The 14,823-nt window shown below is 61.5% G+C and carries 14 protein-coding genes and 1 tRNA gene; 5 read left to right on the top strand and 10 right to left on the bottom strand.

Annotation, left to right across the window (positions count from 1 at the left end):
* Positions 1-273 precede the first annotated feature (273 nt).
* Positions 274-1,824 (top strand): 2-isopropylmalate synthase, encoded by a 1,551-nt coding sequence (locus DQW91_RS05065; protein ID WP_112662521.1) that lies wholly within the window; start codon positions 274-276, stop codon positions 1,822-1,824.
* A 13-nt stretch (positions 1,825-1,837) separates the two neighbouring features.
* On the opposite strand, the gene DQW91_RS05060 is transcribed toward DQW91_RS05065, so the two are convergent.
* The gene (locus tag DQW91_RS05060; RefSeq protein ID WP_112662520.1) at positions 1,838-2,317 is read right to left on the bottom strand and encodes an Lrp/AsnC family transcriptional regulator; all 480 of its coding nucleotides are present in this window, start codon (positions 2,315-2,317) and stop codon (positions 1,838-1,840) included.
* A gap of 118 nt (positions 2,318-2,435) precedes the next feature.
* On the opposite strand from DQW91_RS05060, the gene phhA reads away from it, so the two are divergent.
* Positions 2,436-3,293, top strand: coding sequence for a phenylalanine 4-monooxygenase (gene phhA, locus DQW91_RS05055; protein ID WP_112662519.1), 858 nt, complete (start codon positions 2,436-2,438; stop codon positions 3,291-3,293).
* 114 nt (positions 3,294-3,407) lie between these two features.
* Positions 3,408-3,483: transfer RNA gene (locus tag DQW91_RS05050), tRNA-Lys, on the top strand.
* 292 nt (positions 3,484-3,775) lie between these two features.
* Here DQW91_RS05050 and DQW91_RS05045 read toward each other — a convergent pair.
* The 5 genes from DQW91_RS05045 to DQW91_RS05025 all read right to left on the bottom strand — a co-directional run bounded on the left by DQW91_RS05045 (position 3,776) and on the right by DQW91_RS05025 (position 8,545).
* Positions 3,776-4,021 carry a hypothetical protein gene (locus DQW91_RS05045; RefSeq protein WP_112662518.1) on the bottom strand — a complete coding sequence of 82 codons (246 nt, stop codon included), beginning with the start codon at positions 4,019-4,021 and terminating at the stop codon, positions 3,776-3,778.
* A 112-nt stretch (positions 4,022-4,133) separates the two neighbouring features.
* Positions 4,134-4,643, bottom strand: coding sequence for a hypothetical protein (locus DQW91_RS05040; RefSeq protein ID WP_112662517.1), 510 nt, complete (start codon positions 4,641-4,643; stop codon positions 4,134-4,136).
* An 18-nt stretch (positions 4,644-4,661) separates the two neighbouring features.
* Entirely contained in the window at positions 4,662-6,431 is a 1,770-nt protein-coding gene (locus tag DQW91_RS05035) for an aspartate-alanine antiporter family protein (RefSeq protein ID WP_112662516.1), read from the bottom strand.
* Between the two features lie 53 nt (positions 6,432-6,484).
* Positions 6,485-8,131 carry a bifunctional aspartate transaminase/aspartate 4-decarboxylase gene (locus DQW91_RS05030; RefSeq protein ID WP_112662515.1) on the bottom strand — a complete coding sequence of 549 codons (1,647 nt, stop codon included), beginning with the start codon at positions 8,129-8,131 and terminating at the stop codon, positions 6,485-6,487.
* A gap of 102 nt (positions 8,132-8,233) precedes the next feature.
* Positions 8,234-8,545, bottom strand: coding sequence for a hypothetical protein (locus DQW91_RS05025; protein WP_157961344.1), 312 nt, complete (start codon positions 8,543-8,545; stop codon positions 8,234-8,236).
* Between the two features lie 119 nt (positions 8,546-8,664).
* Here DQW91_RS05025 and DQW91_RS17205 point away from each other — a divergent pair, with 119 nt between their 5' ends.
* Entirely contained in the window at positions 8,665-8,799 is a 135-nt protein-coding gene (locus DQW91_RS17205; RefSeq protein WP_281024008.1) for a hypothetical protein, read from the top strand.
* Positions 8,800-8,941: 142 nt separating this feature from the next.
* On the opposite strand, the gene DQW91_RS05020 is transcribed toward DQW91_RS17205, so the two are convergent.
* The 3 genes from DQW91_RS05020 to DQW91_RS05010 are packed head-to-tail and all read right to left on the bottom strand — an operon-like array spanning position 8,942 to position 11,518.
* Complete coding sequence (locus DQW91_RS05020; protein WP_112662513.1) at positions 8,942-9,778, bottom strand: universal stress protein; 837 nt, start codon at positions 9,776-9,778, stop codon at positions 8,942-8,944.
* Between the two features lie 55 nt (positions 9,779-9,833).
* On the bottom strand, positions 9,834-10,640 hold the full coding sequence (locus tag DQW91_RS05015) for a GNAT family N-acetyltransferase (RefSeq protein ID WP_112662512.1): 807 nt from the start codon (positions 10,638-10,640) through the stop codon (positions 9,834-9,836).
* 56 nt (positions 10,641-10,696) lie between these two features.
* Positions 10,697-11,518 (bottom strand): polyphosphate kinase 2 family protein, encoded by an 822-nt coding sequence (locus DQW91_RS05010; protein WP_112662511.1) that lies wholly within the window; start codon positions 11,516-11,518, stop codon positions 10,697-10,699.
* A 125-nt stretch (positions 11,519-11,643) separates the two neighbouring features.
* On the opposite strand from DQW91_RS05010, the gene DQW91_RS05005 reads away from it, so the two are divergent.
* Positions 11,644-12,279, top strand: a complete 636-nt coding sequence (locus tag DQW91_RS05005; RefSeq protein WP_112662510.1) for a glutathione S-transferase family protein — start codon at positions 11,644-11,646, stop codon at positions 12,277-12,279.
* Here DQW91_RS05005 and ligD read toward each other — a convergent pair.
* A complete protein-coding gene (gene ligD, locus DQW91_RS05000) occupies positions 12,272-14,803 on the bottom strand; it encodes a DNA ligase D (protein ID WP_112662509.1) in 2,532 nt (843 codons plus the stop codon). The genes DQW91_RS05005 and ligD overlap by 8 nt on opposite strands.
* Positions 14,804-14,823: the final 20 nt, after the last annotated feature.

The following is a 14,823-nucleotide window of genomic DNA, read 5'->3' as shown; positions in this document are numbered from 1 at the left end:
CAGGCGGGCTGGTGGTCGATAAAAGCGGATATCGCGTCGCTTTGAAGGTGACGCTTCCCAGGAGGAACGGGCCGCGATGTTCATCGGCTCCACCAGCGCCCTGACGACCCTTGCCGCTTCCGCGGCCGGTCGCGCGCGCCTCCTTGGCCTTCTTCTCCTTAGTCGCCCCTGAGGGTCGGCTGGGCGAATGTGCCTGGGCTCTCAGGGGTTCGAAAAGACATCGAAACCACTTGAGCGCTTTTTTTGTGAGCGCCCCCTGAGAAGGCTTAAAATATGTCCGTTTCCGCCAAAGACCGCGTCCTGATCTTCGACACCACCTTGCGCGACGGCGAGCAATGCCCTGGCGCGACCATGACGCTGGAAGAAAAGCTCGCGGTCGCCGATCTGCTCGACACCATGGGCGTCGACATCATCGAGGCGGGTTTCCCCATTGCCTCCAATGGCGACTTCGAGGCGGTGTCCTTGATCGCTCAGCGCATCAAGAATTCGACCGTCGCCGGTCTTGCCCGCGCCATCACGGCCGACATCGCGCGCGCCGGTGAGGCTGTGCGCCATGCGGCGCGCCCGCGCATCCATACTTTTGTCTCTACCTCACCGATCCATCTGGCGCATCAGATGCGCAAGACCGAGGAAGAGGTTCTGGAAATCATTATCAAGACCGTGACCCAGGCCCGCAACCTCGTCGATGACATCGAGTGGTCGGCGATGGATGCCACGCGCACGCCCATCGAATACCTGTGCCGATGCGTGGATGCCGCCATCAAGGCGGGAGCCACCACCATCAACCTGCCCGACACCGTGGGCTATGCGACGCCGGACGAGTATCGCGACATGTTCAAGGCCGTGCGCGAGCGCGTGCCGAATGCGGACAAGGCGATCTTCTCCGCCCATTGCCACAACGATCTCGGCCTCGCGGTCGCGAATTCGCTCGCGGCATTGGAAGGCGGTGCGCGCCAGATCGAATGCACGCTCAACGGTATCGGGGAGCGTGCAGGCAATGCGGCGCTGGAAGAGATCGTGATGGCGATCAAGACGCGTGGCGATGTGTTGCCCTACGAGACGGGCATCGAGGCGGCCATGCTGACGCGCGCCTCGAAGCTCGCTTCTGCCGCCACCTCGTTCCCGGTGCAGTACAACAAGGCCATCGTGGGCCGGAACGCCTTCGCGCATGAAAGCGGCATCCACCAGGACGGCATGCTGAAGAATGCGCAGACCTACGAGATCATGACGCCGGAGAGCGTCGGCGTGTCCAAGACATCCCTCGTCATGGGCAAGCACTCGGGCCGCGCGGCTTTCCGCAACAAGTTGGAAGAGCTGGGCTACAACCTCTCCGATAACCAGTTCCAGGATGCATTCGAACGCTTCAAGGATCTGGCCGACCGCAAGAAGCACGTCTACGACGAGGACATCGAGGCGCTGGTCGATCAGAACATCGCCACCGCGCATGACCGCATCAAGCTGGTCTCGCTCTCCATCGTCGCCGGCACGCGCGGCCCGCAGCGCGCTACCATGCGCCTGCAGGTGGACGGCAACACGGTGATCGAGGAGCAGGAGGGCAATGGCCCGGTGGACGCTACCTTCAACGCCATCAAGGCGCTGGTGCCGCACGAGGCCGTGCTGGAGCTCTATCAGGTCCATGCGGTGACCGAAGGAACGGATGCGCAGGCCGAGGTATCCGTGCGGCTCGCCGCCGATGGGCGCAGCGTGACCTCCCGCGCTGCCGATCCGGATACGCTGGTTGCTTCCGCGCAGGCCTATCTCGGTGCGCTCAACAAGCTCATGAGCCGAGGCGCACGCCTGCACGCGCAGCACGCGGCGGAGTAAGCGGCGGGAACCATCACGCTTCCGGCACCGGCAGGGCGCCTGGCGGCTTAACGGTCGAGAGCACGAAGCTCGACCGCACATCCGCCACGCCCGGCAGGGGGAGCAGGCGGTTCATGGTGAACTCGCCGAGGCTTTCGATATCCTCGGCGACAGCATGGACCAGAAGATCGATCTCTCCCGTCAGGGCATAGCAGGCGATGACCTCCTCGTAGCTCTTGAGGCGCTCCACGAGGCGCGTGCGCCATCCGGGTTCGGACTGTTCCAGCTTGACGAAAACGAAGGCCTCGACCTCGAAGCCGAGGGCCTTGCGGTTGACGAGCGCGCGATAGCCCTCGATCACGCCGTCCTCCTCCAGCGCCTTCAACCGCCTCAGGCACGGTGAGGCGGCAAGTCCCACCTTCTCGGCCAGGGCCGCGTTTGTGATGCGCCCGTCGCCTTGCACCACGCGAAGAATGCGCCGGTCCGATGGGGTGAGGGGTCGTTTCCTTGTCATGCTCGTTGATCCGCAATGAGGTCATGAAGTGACCTAGTTCGCGGCTCCTGCGGGTCAACTCGGCGCATTCTGCCCTCGCGTGGGTGATATTCTCTCTCGACAATGACGGAGGGACGCCATGAATGCCGCGACCGGTAGCGACGACCCACGCGATTATCTCGTCGATCAAGGTTTCGAGAACTACACGCCAACGGATCACGCCACCTGGCGCACGCTTGCGAAGCGCCAGCGGGAGATCCTGCAAGGCCGGGTGGTCGATGCGTTTCTGGAAGGGCTCGACCGGCTCGGCATCGGGGAGGAGGGCATCCCCGATTTCAGGGTGATGAACCAGCGCCTCAGGGCCGCCACTGACTGGGAAGTCGTCGCCGTGCCCGGTCTCATTCCGGATCTCGCGTTCTTCCGCCTCTTGGCCGACCGCAAGTTTCCGGCGGGCTTCTGGATCCGCAAGCCCGAACAGATCGACTACATCGAGGAGCCCGACGTCTTCCACGACGTATTCGGCCATGTGCCGCTCATCATGCAGCCGCTTTATGCCGACTACCTCGAGGCCTATGGCAAGGCGGGCCTCGTCGCCGCCGAGAAGGGGGCCTTGAAGCGCCTCGCACGGCTTTACTGGTACACGGTGGAGTTCGGCCTCGCCCAAACGCCGCAAGGCTTGAGGATCGTCGGGGCGGGCATCGCGTCCTCGCCCTCCGAGACGGTCTTCGCGCTGGAGAGCCCGTCCCCCAACCGGGTCGCCTTCGATCTCGCGCGGGTGATGCGCACGCTCTATCGAATCGACGACTTCCAGGAGACCTATTTCGTCCTCGACGGTGTCGAAGCATGGCCGTCCCTCGACCTCGACCGGCTTATCCTGCTCTGGCAGGAACTTGAGGCCGAAGCCGATATCGAACCGGGCGATCTTCAGCCGGTAGACAAGGTTCTGACGAAGGGCGATGGCAGCTATCACCGGACAAAACCAAAATCGGCGGCATGAGGCCAATAAAAGGGTAGACAGGGGCCGTGCGGTTTGTTACACGCACGCCACCTCAGCGGAAACCAAGCCGCCGAGAGAAATAAAGTGTCTTTCACCAGACACTTAGAAGTAAGTGGGCGCATAGCTCAGTTGGTAGAGCAGCTGACTCTTAATCAGCGGGTCCTAGGTTCGAGCCCTAGTGCGCCCACCACTTATCTTCAATGAAATCGATAATTAGGCAGATATAAGGGGTTTCCAATACGGAGACGGTTGCCAAAATATCGCGACGGTTGCCAAACTCCGTTCATCAAGCGTTCTTCACCAGACGATGGACGGTGCCTCCAAGCAGTTGCTTTCGGGTGCTCTCCCATCCAGTCTCGAGCTTCTTCATTGCGTTGATGGCGAGACGGCGCTTGTTCACGTCCCTTGATAGTGGGGCGCCATCTGTTCGCTCATCTCGACGATGGCGCCGACCTCGGCTTCTTCATATAACGCGATTGAGGTCACGGCCCCTGCAGACTCGACCATATCCCTTCCAGCATGTCGGGATTGAGGATCATTCCTGACGACGTGCGGATGACCGCGTGTTGCCCGGCTGGGGCCTCCTGTGTCATGGCCCAGTGAACGGCCTCGCGAAGCGACGTGAAGTTTTGCGCGTGTTCCCAATCGAGGCGGGCTTCATCCACTTTCCCGCCGACCGGTTCGTACTGGAGGCTGGCCGGCCCATCCAGATCGGTTTTCGTGAGCATGGCGGATCCTCCGATCTTCGGGCCATGATCCTTCGTTTCGGACCATGCTCCCGTGATGCGTCATGCCAACGGGAAAGGCTGGCGCGCGTTCCAAGCAACGCGCGCCCTTGTCCTACTTGCTATCCCGTTTGGCCTGCGCCGTCTTCCCAGCTTGCGAGATCCGTCCGGCGTGCATCTCGCTCCCGATGCGCTCGGCTTTCGGGTTCTCACTGGAGGCCATGCCTTTTCCGGCTGTCCGTCCCGGTGCAGGGCGTTTCTGGGAAGCGGAGTCTCGTTTGAGCTCCAGCGCCTTGTGCGCATTCTCGCTCAGGCGCGCCCTTGCATTGCGCCGCGAACGTTCCTTGTTCAACCGCGACAAGGCTTCGCCCAACACACCCGCCTTGCGGCGGTTGCCGAGATCCTTTGCGGCGAAGTTCGTGTTCGCACGACCTTTGCCACGAACCTCGCGGCGTTGCTTGTTGGCGATGTCCTTTGCGCGGTCGCGCCGTTCGCGAATAAGCGATGTCAGGCGCGACAGTTCCGGCGTCTCGATCATGGTAAGGGCCGGGTGGTGCGTTTGCGCTACCAGTTCGTATTCATCGTCACTCAGAAGACGGCGCTCGGCACGGGTGGGTGTCGTCATTGTCCTCTCCTCGAGAGATCAGCTTAGCAATATCACGATCACCATGCCCCAGATCGTGAGGAGCGTATTGCTGACGGCATAGGTGACCGTGTAGCCGAGCCCGGGGATCTGGCTCTTGGCGCGTTCGGTTATCATGCCGAGAGCCGCTGTCGTCGTGCGTGCACCGGCGATGCAGCCAAGCAGGATCGCGGGGTCGAAGCGGAAGAGGTATTTGCCCATATAGATGCTGATGATGAGCGGGATCGTGGTGACGACAATCCCCCACAGAAAGAGACTGATGCCGAGTTGCTGAAGTCCTGCGACGAAGCTCGGCCCGGACGAGATGCCGACGACGGCAATGAAAACGTTGAGACCGACCGAGTTCATGAACCAGACGGTGGACGAGGGAATGCGACCGAAGGTCGGGCGGACCGAGCGCAGCCAGCCGAAGAACAAGCCGGAGATGAGTGCGCCGCCGGATGTCGAAAGTGTGAGCGGCACCGCTCCGATCTTGAACACGAGAGCGCCGACCAAGGCGCCGAATGTAATCGCTGCGCCGATGAAGGCGACGTCGGCGACATCCGTCGCCTTGTCGGCATAACCCAGAGCTTTCGCCGCTTTGTCGATATCCTGCGTACGGCCCACGACAGTGAGGATGTCGCCACGATGGATCTTGGTGTCGGCAAGAATCGGAATTTCCGTCGCCGTTGCGCCTCGTGTGATCTTGCGCAGGAACACGCCGCGCGCGGTGGGCCATTGTGAAAGCTCGAGCAGGCTTATGCCGTCCGCTTCGCGATTGGTGACATAGATGTCGACGCCGCCTGCCGGAACAGCGAGAAGCTCCGGATCGTCCACCTCGTCTGCGGGCGCGACTTCCTGTCCGGTCGGCAGCAGGATCTTACCATCGCCTGCGGGCTTGATGCCCCCCGGGCCGCCGCTGGGTGGAGGCGAGACCAGATCAACCAGTATGTCCCTCCGCCCCGCGAGGGCGATGACATCGCCCGCCTGCAAGACCATGTCTTCCGTGGCTTCCTGAATTTTACCGTCACGCCGGATGCGCTCAATGAAGACGCGCGCCTCGGGCACCATGGCTTCGACTTCGCGAACGCTTTTACCCACGACGACGCCGCCTTCGCGCACGCGGAATGCGCGCAACGCGAAACGATGCCATGCGCTACCAGCCCCGCCGAGTTCTTTCTTTCCACCGTGCTCCGCCTCGTAGCGCTTGCATTCCGCTGCGAGATCGATGCGCAAAAGCGCAGGGCCGATGATCGCCAGAATGATTGCGGAGCCGACCGTGCCGAAAATGTAGGTCACTGCGTAGGCCACCGGAATAGCATCGAGCAACGGCTTGGTCTGATCGGCGGGAAGACCTAACCGGTTGATGGCGTCCGTCGCGAGACCCATGGAAGCCGAGATCGTCGTGGCCCCCGCATAAAGACCCGCCGAAGAGCCGAGATCGTACCCTGCAATGCGTGCGGCGATGTAAGCGGTGGCGAGGCAAAGAACGCAGATGATGGCTGCGAACAGCGCCTGCGGTAAACCGTCACGCGCAATGCCACGCACGAATTGCGGGCCGACACTGTAGCCGATGGCGAATAGGAACATGAGGAAGAATACGGATTTCACGGTCGGAGATACCGTGATGCCGATCTGCCCGATCAAGATCGCCGCAAGAAGTGTCGCTGTCACCGCGCCGAGGCCGAGACCCTTGAAGGTGAAGGAGCCTACGTAATAGCCGATGGCGAGCGACAGAAAGATCGCAATCTCCGGATAGCTTCGCAACGTATGAAAGAACCACTCGATCATCGCTTCGCTCCCTGGCGGTCGGTGATGTCCGGTTAGTTACCGCGCGCGTTCCTTCACTTTTTCTTTGCTGTGGCAGGCGTGCCGGCTTTTCCGTGCGAGAAACGGTACGCTTCCACATAGGCGGCGGCGACGGAGCGGACCATTCGCCCGATATCGTCGTAGACATCGTCCGGCAGGTTGGCGAAGGACACGCGCACGGACCAGTCAGGCGCTTCGAACCCACCGCCGTTCAGTAGAACGAGGGCATGCTCGCGCGCGAGGCGGAATACGATATCCAGCGGATGGTAGTGCTCGCGCACGAACTTCGCGACATCCTCGCCCAGATATTTCTTGAGCCAGAATTCGAAGTCGATGAGCCCGTAATAGGCGGCGAACTGCGGGTGCGTTCCGGTCTTTGGATCTAGCCCCAGGCCCTCTATCATCGCTGCCGCACGGCGGTGGCAGATCTCCATGGTCGCCTTGCGGTAGGTCTCCTCCTTGTCCAGCATCTGGAACAGCGAGAACAGGGTCATCTGCACTTGCTGCGGAATGGAGAGGCCCGCCGTGTGATTGAGTGCGACGTCTCGGCTATCGGCGACCATGCGGTCGATGAACTTCATCTCCTCCGGCTTCAGCGTGAGAGAGCCGTAGCGCTTGTTGAGCTGTTCGGTGATGGCCTTCGGGTGTTTGGCGATCATCTTGTCGATGATGTTGTCCTGATGCAGCGCAATGACGCCGAGCCGCCATCCCGTGCAGCCGAAGTATTTCGAGTAGGAGTAGACGCCGATCGTGTTGTGCGGCAGTTCCGCCATGAGCGAGCGGAAATGCGGCACGAAAGTGCCGTAGACATCATCGGTGAGAATGATGAGATCCGGTCGCTTCTCTTTGACGAGCTTGACGATCTTCTCTCTCACCTCCGGCAGGATCGCGGCGGAGGTCGGGTTGCCCGGATTGACGAGGAAGAACGCCTTGATCTTCGGATCTTCCAGCTTCTTCAATTCCTCGTCGGTATATTGAAAGAGGCTTTCTTGAGGGGCCCGAATGGGGACGACGTTGAACTCGTAGTCGTTGAGATGCGGAATTTCGAGATAAGGCGTGAAGATCGGCGTGCCGAGTGCGATCGTGTCGCCCTTGTGCAGGATATGGTTTTGTATGAGCGCTTTGAAGGTGTAGCACATGGCTGCCGTGCCGCCTTCGACCGCGAAGAGATCGAACTGCCCGCCCGGTGATTTGCTGTCGCACATCGCCCAGATCAGGTAATCGTGAACGATCCTCTCGGCATGGCGCAGCATGCGGTCGGGGACTGGATAATTGTCGCCGACGATGGAATCGACCAGTTCATGGACGAAGGCATCCGGCTCAAAGCTGAACTTCGATACGGCGAACGGAACCATCTGCTTGAGCATGTCCGCGCCGGGCATGTCCTGTCGCGACTTGAGAAATATTTCGAGCCGCTGGGCGATGCCCTTGGGTTGCGGCATGCCACCCATGTTCGGTTCGTTCCTCTCTCGCCGACATTCCTCCATCGCGAATTGCCCGAGAAGGAAGAAAGCATCCCGAGGAGTCGTGGCAACCCAGTTGGGATTGCCGCGCCCGGCATTGAGCATCACCAGCGCGGCCTTTTTCGAGCTGTCCTTGGCAAGTTCGATCAGTTTGTCCTTGATCTCGAACGGGCTGAGTTTCTCATAGGCTTCGAAAGAGGGTGTTGAGATGTCGTTCATGAGACAGTCTCCCGTGCGGTGCCGCGCTTTCATTATTTTTGGCGCTGCCGCTCCGCTTCCATCAGGTGTTTTCCCTAGGGTTCTCTTTATCTTCTTCGCCGGTCAGTTCTTTGGAGCCTGCCGCGCGTCCTGCGCGATCTGGAGGCAGGTAATCAACTCCACATAACTTGGCGCGCCGCCGGTGCTCGTCTCCGTGGTACAGCGCGCCCTGTCGCCCGCGGGAAAGGTTGTCCATAACCGCTTCAGTTCGGCGAGTGCATCATTCTCGTCTTTCATGCATGCATCGACGCTGCCGGTTTGAGGGTCGAGCTTCATGGCGGATTTGCAACTTTGTTGAACATCCAGACGGGGTGGTCCGTCTGCTGCAGGAAGGATCAACTGACCGGTGAGAAATAGAGCGGACACGAAGTTCATCGTGGTCGATCTCCGAGGCGTCGGATGCCGGGTGCTACAATAATTCTAGGGCAGGCCCGGTATTTTCCATCCACCTGGAGGAGACGTTGTTCCTCGACCAACTCTTTTATTGAGGCACCGTGAGCGACCTTCGCGATGCACCGGTTCTCGGCGTTGCGGGGCTCGAGGCTGTGGCCTTCTGCTTCGTGGCGGCCAGCGAGGGTGGAGGCGCGACCGATCCCGCGTTGAAGACGCCGGGGGCCCTGGCCGACTGACATCCCGCCAGGGCGAGAGCACCCAGGATCACACCACAGCAGATTGCGGAACGTCGCATAATCGTCTCCTTCGTCGCTGACGGAAACTTATGAGGTGGTGCGGGAAAGTCGAGACCTTGGCCGTGACAGACGCTCTTGGATCCTAGTGCGCCATGAGCACGGGAATGGTCGTGTTCGCCAGGATGTGGCTTGTCGCGCCGCCGAAGAACATCTGCCTGAGGCGGCTTTGGGTGTAGGCCCCCTTGATGAGGAGATCGCATCCCAGCGCGGCGGCTTCCGTGAGGATCGTCTCGCCGGGCTTGTTCTGCGGATCGGCGGCGGTGACGGCTTCCGCATTGATGCCGTGGTTGCGCAAGGCGCGAGACAATTCCCCGCCCGAAGGGCCGCTGGTTCCCCATCCTTCGAGTTCCAGCACGACCACACGCTGCGCCCTGGTGAGAAGGGGCATGGAGGCCGACACAGCGCGCGCCGTTTCCGTGCTGCGGTTCCAGGCGATCACTGCCGTCTGGTCGAACGTGCGGGGAGCCTGTGGCGGCGCGATCAGGACGGGACGGCCCGTCTCGAAAAGAGCCGCCTCCACTGTCGCCAGTCGCGTTTGACCGTCGGACCCGTCCGGACGCCCGAGCACGGTGATGTCGAATACGCGGCCATAGGAGCCGATATCGGCATCGTCCATGAGCCCATCCTGCCGCCAGCCGAAGGAAGGCCCGGGGACGCCCTGTGCCGCACGGGCGATGCCTTTCGAGAGCATGAGGCCCTCGAACCGCTCGCGGCATGCCTTGGCGATGTCCGCCCGGCTCTCGGGCGTGTAGGGGGAGGGGACTCCGATGGCGATATCGACCGGCAGGACGACGGGATATTCCGAGGAGACGGCCATGCCTTCGATATAGCTGCCGAAGGTGCGGGCAAGGAGAAGCGCGGTCTCGAGCGCTTGCTCGACAACGCCGTGGTCTTCGACGGGGACGAGTATGTTCTTCATACCTCTAATGTTGTCCGCCGCCGTCGTTCCGGCAAGTCTGCTTCGCTTCGTATTGTTACGATTCTTTCGGAGGGGCCCAGATAAAGGGCGTGATGACGCTCAGGCGCTGGAACCCCCGCCGCTCCAGAATGGGCAGGCTCATGGGGCTGCAATCGACGGTGAGCCATCGACCGCCGCGTTCCTTCGCCTCGGCGGCCCGCATGGCGACGAGGGTGGAGTAGATGCCCTTGCCGCGCCAGCCTTCGACGGTGGAGCCGCCGAAGAGCCCTCCGAAAAGATCGCCGCGCTGGTGGCGCATCCACGCGATGCTGACGGGCTCCTCATCGGCGTAGGCGGCATAAAGGCTCAGCCCGTCCGGGTTGGCCTGCTTCTCGGCGGCGATGGTGTTCGCAAGCCACGCCGCATAAGCAGCATCGCCATATACGGCGACATTGACCCATGTGATGGCGTTCTGAATGCTCGCCGCATCGGTCAGGGCCCGGATCTCAACCTCCGCAGGAAGGGCCGGGCTTTCGATCTTCTGTTCGGTGTCGAAGGCCACGAAGACCTCCTGCGCCTCAGGCAGAAAGCCGGCCTTCGTCAGCAGGTCCGGCAGTTCGGCAGGTGTGTCGTGGCTATAGTGCTTCCACTCGAACGAGCGGCCTTGCGCGCCGAAAAAGGCGATCTCGCGCGCAATGATGGCCTCGGCATTGGAGGAGTTAAGATCCGTGAGGAGGACGGCGTTGCTGTGAGCCTCCAGGCTGTTCCCCACCATGCGCACGACGGGTCCGTCTTTCTCGAACCTGAAATCGGCCGTGATCTCGCCCGTCCAGCCGCGAACGTGCGTGTCGAAGAGCTTCAGGATTTCGGCGGTGTTCGTCATCGCGGGTCGCCCGTTCGTGCCATCAGGCGACACATAGACCGGACTGCACGCGCGCTTCAAGAAATCTTGAAGTCGCTCTTCTTCCACGAAACTTCGGGATAGGAGGGATTCATCTCCTCCAATGTTTCCTTGACGATGGAGCCGACGATGGCGTCGCGAACCCATTTCTTGTCGGCGGGAATGACGTGCCAGGGAGCCCAGGGCGTCGAGCAGCGGTGCAGCATGGTCTCGTAGGCGTCCTGGAACTCGTCCCAATGCTCGCGGTCCTTCAGGTCGCCGGGGTTGAATTTCCATCGCTTGTTGGGGTCGTCGACACGATCCTGGAGGCGCTGCTTCTGCTCGCCCTTGGAAATGTGCAGCATGAATTTCAGGATGACGGTGCCGTTCTCCGTCAGCATCTTCTCGAACGCGTTGATCTGCTCATAGCGCTGCTCGATCACATCCTTCGGCACGAGGTGATGCACCTTCACGACGAGCACATCCTCATAATGCGAGCGGTTGAGAATGCCGATCATGCCACGACGGGGGAGGGCCTTGTGGACCCGCCAGAGAAAGTCGTGAGCGAGTTCCTCTTCGCTCGGCTGCCTGAAGGCCGTGACCGAAACACCGAGCGGGCTCGTCTCGCGGAAGACGGAGGTGATGGTGCCGTCCTTGCCCGCCGTGTCGGTGCCTTGCAGGACGACCAGCAGGGCGCGCTTGTTCTCCGCGTAGAGACGGTCCTGAAGCTTGTTGATGTCCTTCGCAAAAACATCGGTCGCCGCTTTTGCGATGTCCTTGTCGGGAAAGATCGACTCTTGCCCCGCGTCCTCGTCGCGCAGCTTGACGCGCTCGCCCGGCTTGACCCGAAACTTCTTGATGAGGGCCTGCGTGTCGGACATGTCGGCTTTCCTCCCAGTCTCTACAGAGACAATAGAGCTTCATGGGCCTGCGGCAAACTGTGACGCTGCGCTTTACGGCGGGCGGCCAGGGGCGTACCAAGAGGCAAAGAACAAAGGGGGAGCCGATGATTGCGCTTTATTACTATCCCGGGAACGCCAGCCTGTTGCCGCACATGATCTTGCGGGAGGCGAACGCGTCTTTCGAGATGCGGTTCGTCGATCAGCCCAACCGCGCGCAGAAGAGTCCCGAATATCTGAAGCTCAATCCGAACGGGCGCATTCCCGTTTTGGTGGATGGCGATCTCGTTCTTTACGAGACGGCGGCGATCGCGCTTCACCTGTGCGACAAGTTCCCGGAGGCCGGACTTGCGCCCGCCCCCGGCACGCCGGAACGGGCGGAGTTCTACAAGTGGATGATCCACCTCACGAACACGCCGCAGGCCGAATATCGCGCCTGGTTCTATCCGCATGAGCACACCACCGATGAAGCCGCCGTCGAGAGTGTGAAGCGCAAGGCCGGCGAGCGCCTCACCGGGATGTTCGATGTGATTTCCAATCAGCTCGAAGACAGGACGTGGCTTCTGGGCGAGCGTTTTTCCGTCGCCGATCTTTTCCTGCTCATGCTGATCCGCTGGGGCCGCGCCATGCCGCGCCCGCCGAGAGAGCTTCCCAACCTGCAACGCCTCGCTGACCGCGTCCTGGCGCGCCCGGCAGTGCAGGAGGCGTTTGAAGTCGAGGGGTTGAAAGCGCCCTTCATCTAGGCCGCTTCAGATCCGGCAATGTCTGCTCGACCTTGCCGATCTGCGCCCAAGGGTCCTGGTGCAACGCTTTGAGGCGCTTGGGCAAAGTCGCGATGCTGAAGGCATTCGGTTTCATGCGCGGCGTCAGCTCGTCCCAGGCGATGGGCGTTGCCACCGGAGCGCCCGTGCGTGCGCGGGGAGAGTAGGGAGCTATCGCCGTCGCACTGCGATTGTTGCGCAAATAGTCGATGAAGATCCTGCCGTCGCGCTCCTTCTTCACGGATGAGGCAGTGTAGCGCTCCGGCTCGTCCGCCGACATGGTGCGGGCCATCGCGCGCGCGAAGGCGGAAGTGTTTTCCCAGCCGGCCTTGGGTGTGAGCGGCACGACCACATGAAGCCCCTTGCCGCCGGTGAGTTTGAGAAAGCTCTCGAGACCGAGCAGTCTCAGGCGCTCGCGCATGGTGCGTGCGGCTTCGATCATAAGCGGCCATTCCACATGTTCGCCGGGATCGAAATCGAAGGTCAGGCGGTCGGGACGTTCCAGCTTCGCGAGCGTTGCGCCCCATGTGTGGATCTCAAGGGCGCTCGCCTGAACGAGGGCGATCACGCCCCGGATATCCCGAACGAAAACCACTTCCTCCTCGCTGTCCTTATCGCGCACCTTTGCGCGATGAACCGCATCGTCTATCCCGGCCCAGGCGTGCCGCTGCACGAAACATGTCTGGCGTGTGCCTGTCGGGCAACGCACCAAGGTCAAGGGCCGCTCCACGATGTGCGGCAAGATCCAATCGGCGATATCGAGATAATAGGCGGCCAGCTCTTCTTTCGTGAGATCCTGATCCTCCCACAACACGCGATCCGGATGTGTGAGAGTGATGCCGGCAATTTCGGTCGCGGCATTGGGCATGGCTCTGACAGACCTTTTCTGTGGTGAAGCGGGCATCTCGCGCGTCACCTCCCGCGCGTTCCTGTCTTCGCGCAATCCCTTGAAGGCTGCCTGCCGAACGAGATTGTCCGCCGTCCAACTGCGAAACTCGACCTGGCCGACGAGCTCGGGCTTCACCCACACGACACCACGGCGCTGCGCGGTTGTGAGCTTTTCGGTGAAAGGAGAGGAGGTGGTCTTGAGGGGCTTTAAGCGCGTGAAGAGCGTGCGTGCGAGATCGGCGGTGAAGCCCGTCCCCGTGCGCCCGGCGTAAGTCAACTGACCTTCGTCATTATAGCCGAGCACCAGCGCGCCGATGGCGTTCTTGGTGGCGGTCGAGGGTACAAAGCCCGCGATGACGAATTCCTGATCCTTGATGCACTTGATCTTGACCCAGTCCGCATTGCGGCCTGAGCGATAGGGCTTGTCCATGTGCTTCGAGACAACGCCTTCAAGGCCTTGCCGGCATACTTCCTTCGCCATCTCCTCGCCATGCGCGACGATGTGCTCGCTATAGCGCAGCACGCTGTTACTCGCCGCACCGGCAAGGCATCGCACGAGAGCTTCCTTACGTTTGATGAGGGGGAGTGCTCTCACGTCGCGGCCATCGAGATAAAGCAGGTCAAACGCATAGAAGATTGCGGCATCAGCAGCACCCTTGTTGGAGTTTGAAAGCGCCTGCTGCAAAGCTGAGAAGTCAGGGACTCCCCGCTCGTCCTCCACGATGGCCTCGCCATCGATGATCGCCGTCTCGACGGGAAGATCCGCGAAGGCCTTGGCGATCCCCGGAAAGCGTGCGGTCCAGTCCAGCCCGTTGCGGGTGAGGAGCTTTGCCCGTCCGTCTTCAAGAACCGCGATGAGGCGATAGCCATCCCATTTGATCTCATGCAGCCAGCCTGAGCCTGACGGTACTTTCGCGACAAGTGTTGCAAGGCACGGCTCGATGGTGTTCGGCATCGGATCGGCAGCATGACTTCGTGCGTGCCTTTTCTTTGACGCTGGCGGATCGCGTGGAGCTTTTCGGGTTTTGCGTTGGGCTTGCTTCGGGCGCGTGCCTGCCGCGATCTCGCCGAGGGAGAGGCCCGTGGCGACGGATGACGGCTCTTCGTCGAGAATATCGGGAGTGTTTTCCGCGCGGGCATACTCGTCGTCGCCCTTGATGAGGAGCCACGGGACCTGCCGCTCACGCGGCTTGCCGTGCATGCGCACAAGATGCCAATGGCCTTTCAGCTTGTCGCCATTGAGCGTGAAGCTCAAATGCCCCTTGGCAAGGCCCTTGTGTGGATCGCCATCGGGTTGCCATGTGCCGCGATCCCACAGCATGACGGTGCCCGCGCCATATTGCCCTTCCGGGATCGTGCCTTCGAAACCGCCATAGTCGAGCGGGTGATCCTCCACCTCGATGGCGAGGCGCTTGTCGTTGGGGTCGAGGGAGGGGCCCTTGGCGACGGCCCAACTTTTCAGGGCACCATCGAGTTCGAGCCGAAAGTCGTAATGCAGGCGCGTCGCGTCGTGCTTCTGCACCACGTAGGATGCGCCGCGCACGTTCGACGCTCCGCCGCGCGGTTCGGATGTCTTCGTGAAGTCGCGCTTGGCGCGATAGGCGGCGAGCTTTGCCATGATGCGGAGTCAATCCGCGT

Source organism: Microvirga flavescens (assembly GCF_003290125.1).
Taxonomy (GTDB): Bacteria; Pseudomonadota; Alphaproteobacteria; order Rhizobiales; family Beijerinckiaceae; genus Microvirga; species Microvirga flavescens.
The sequence above is the reverse complement of the archived record's forward strand: the minus strand, read 5'-3'. Positions and strand labels throughout refer to the sequence as shown.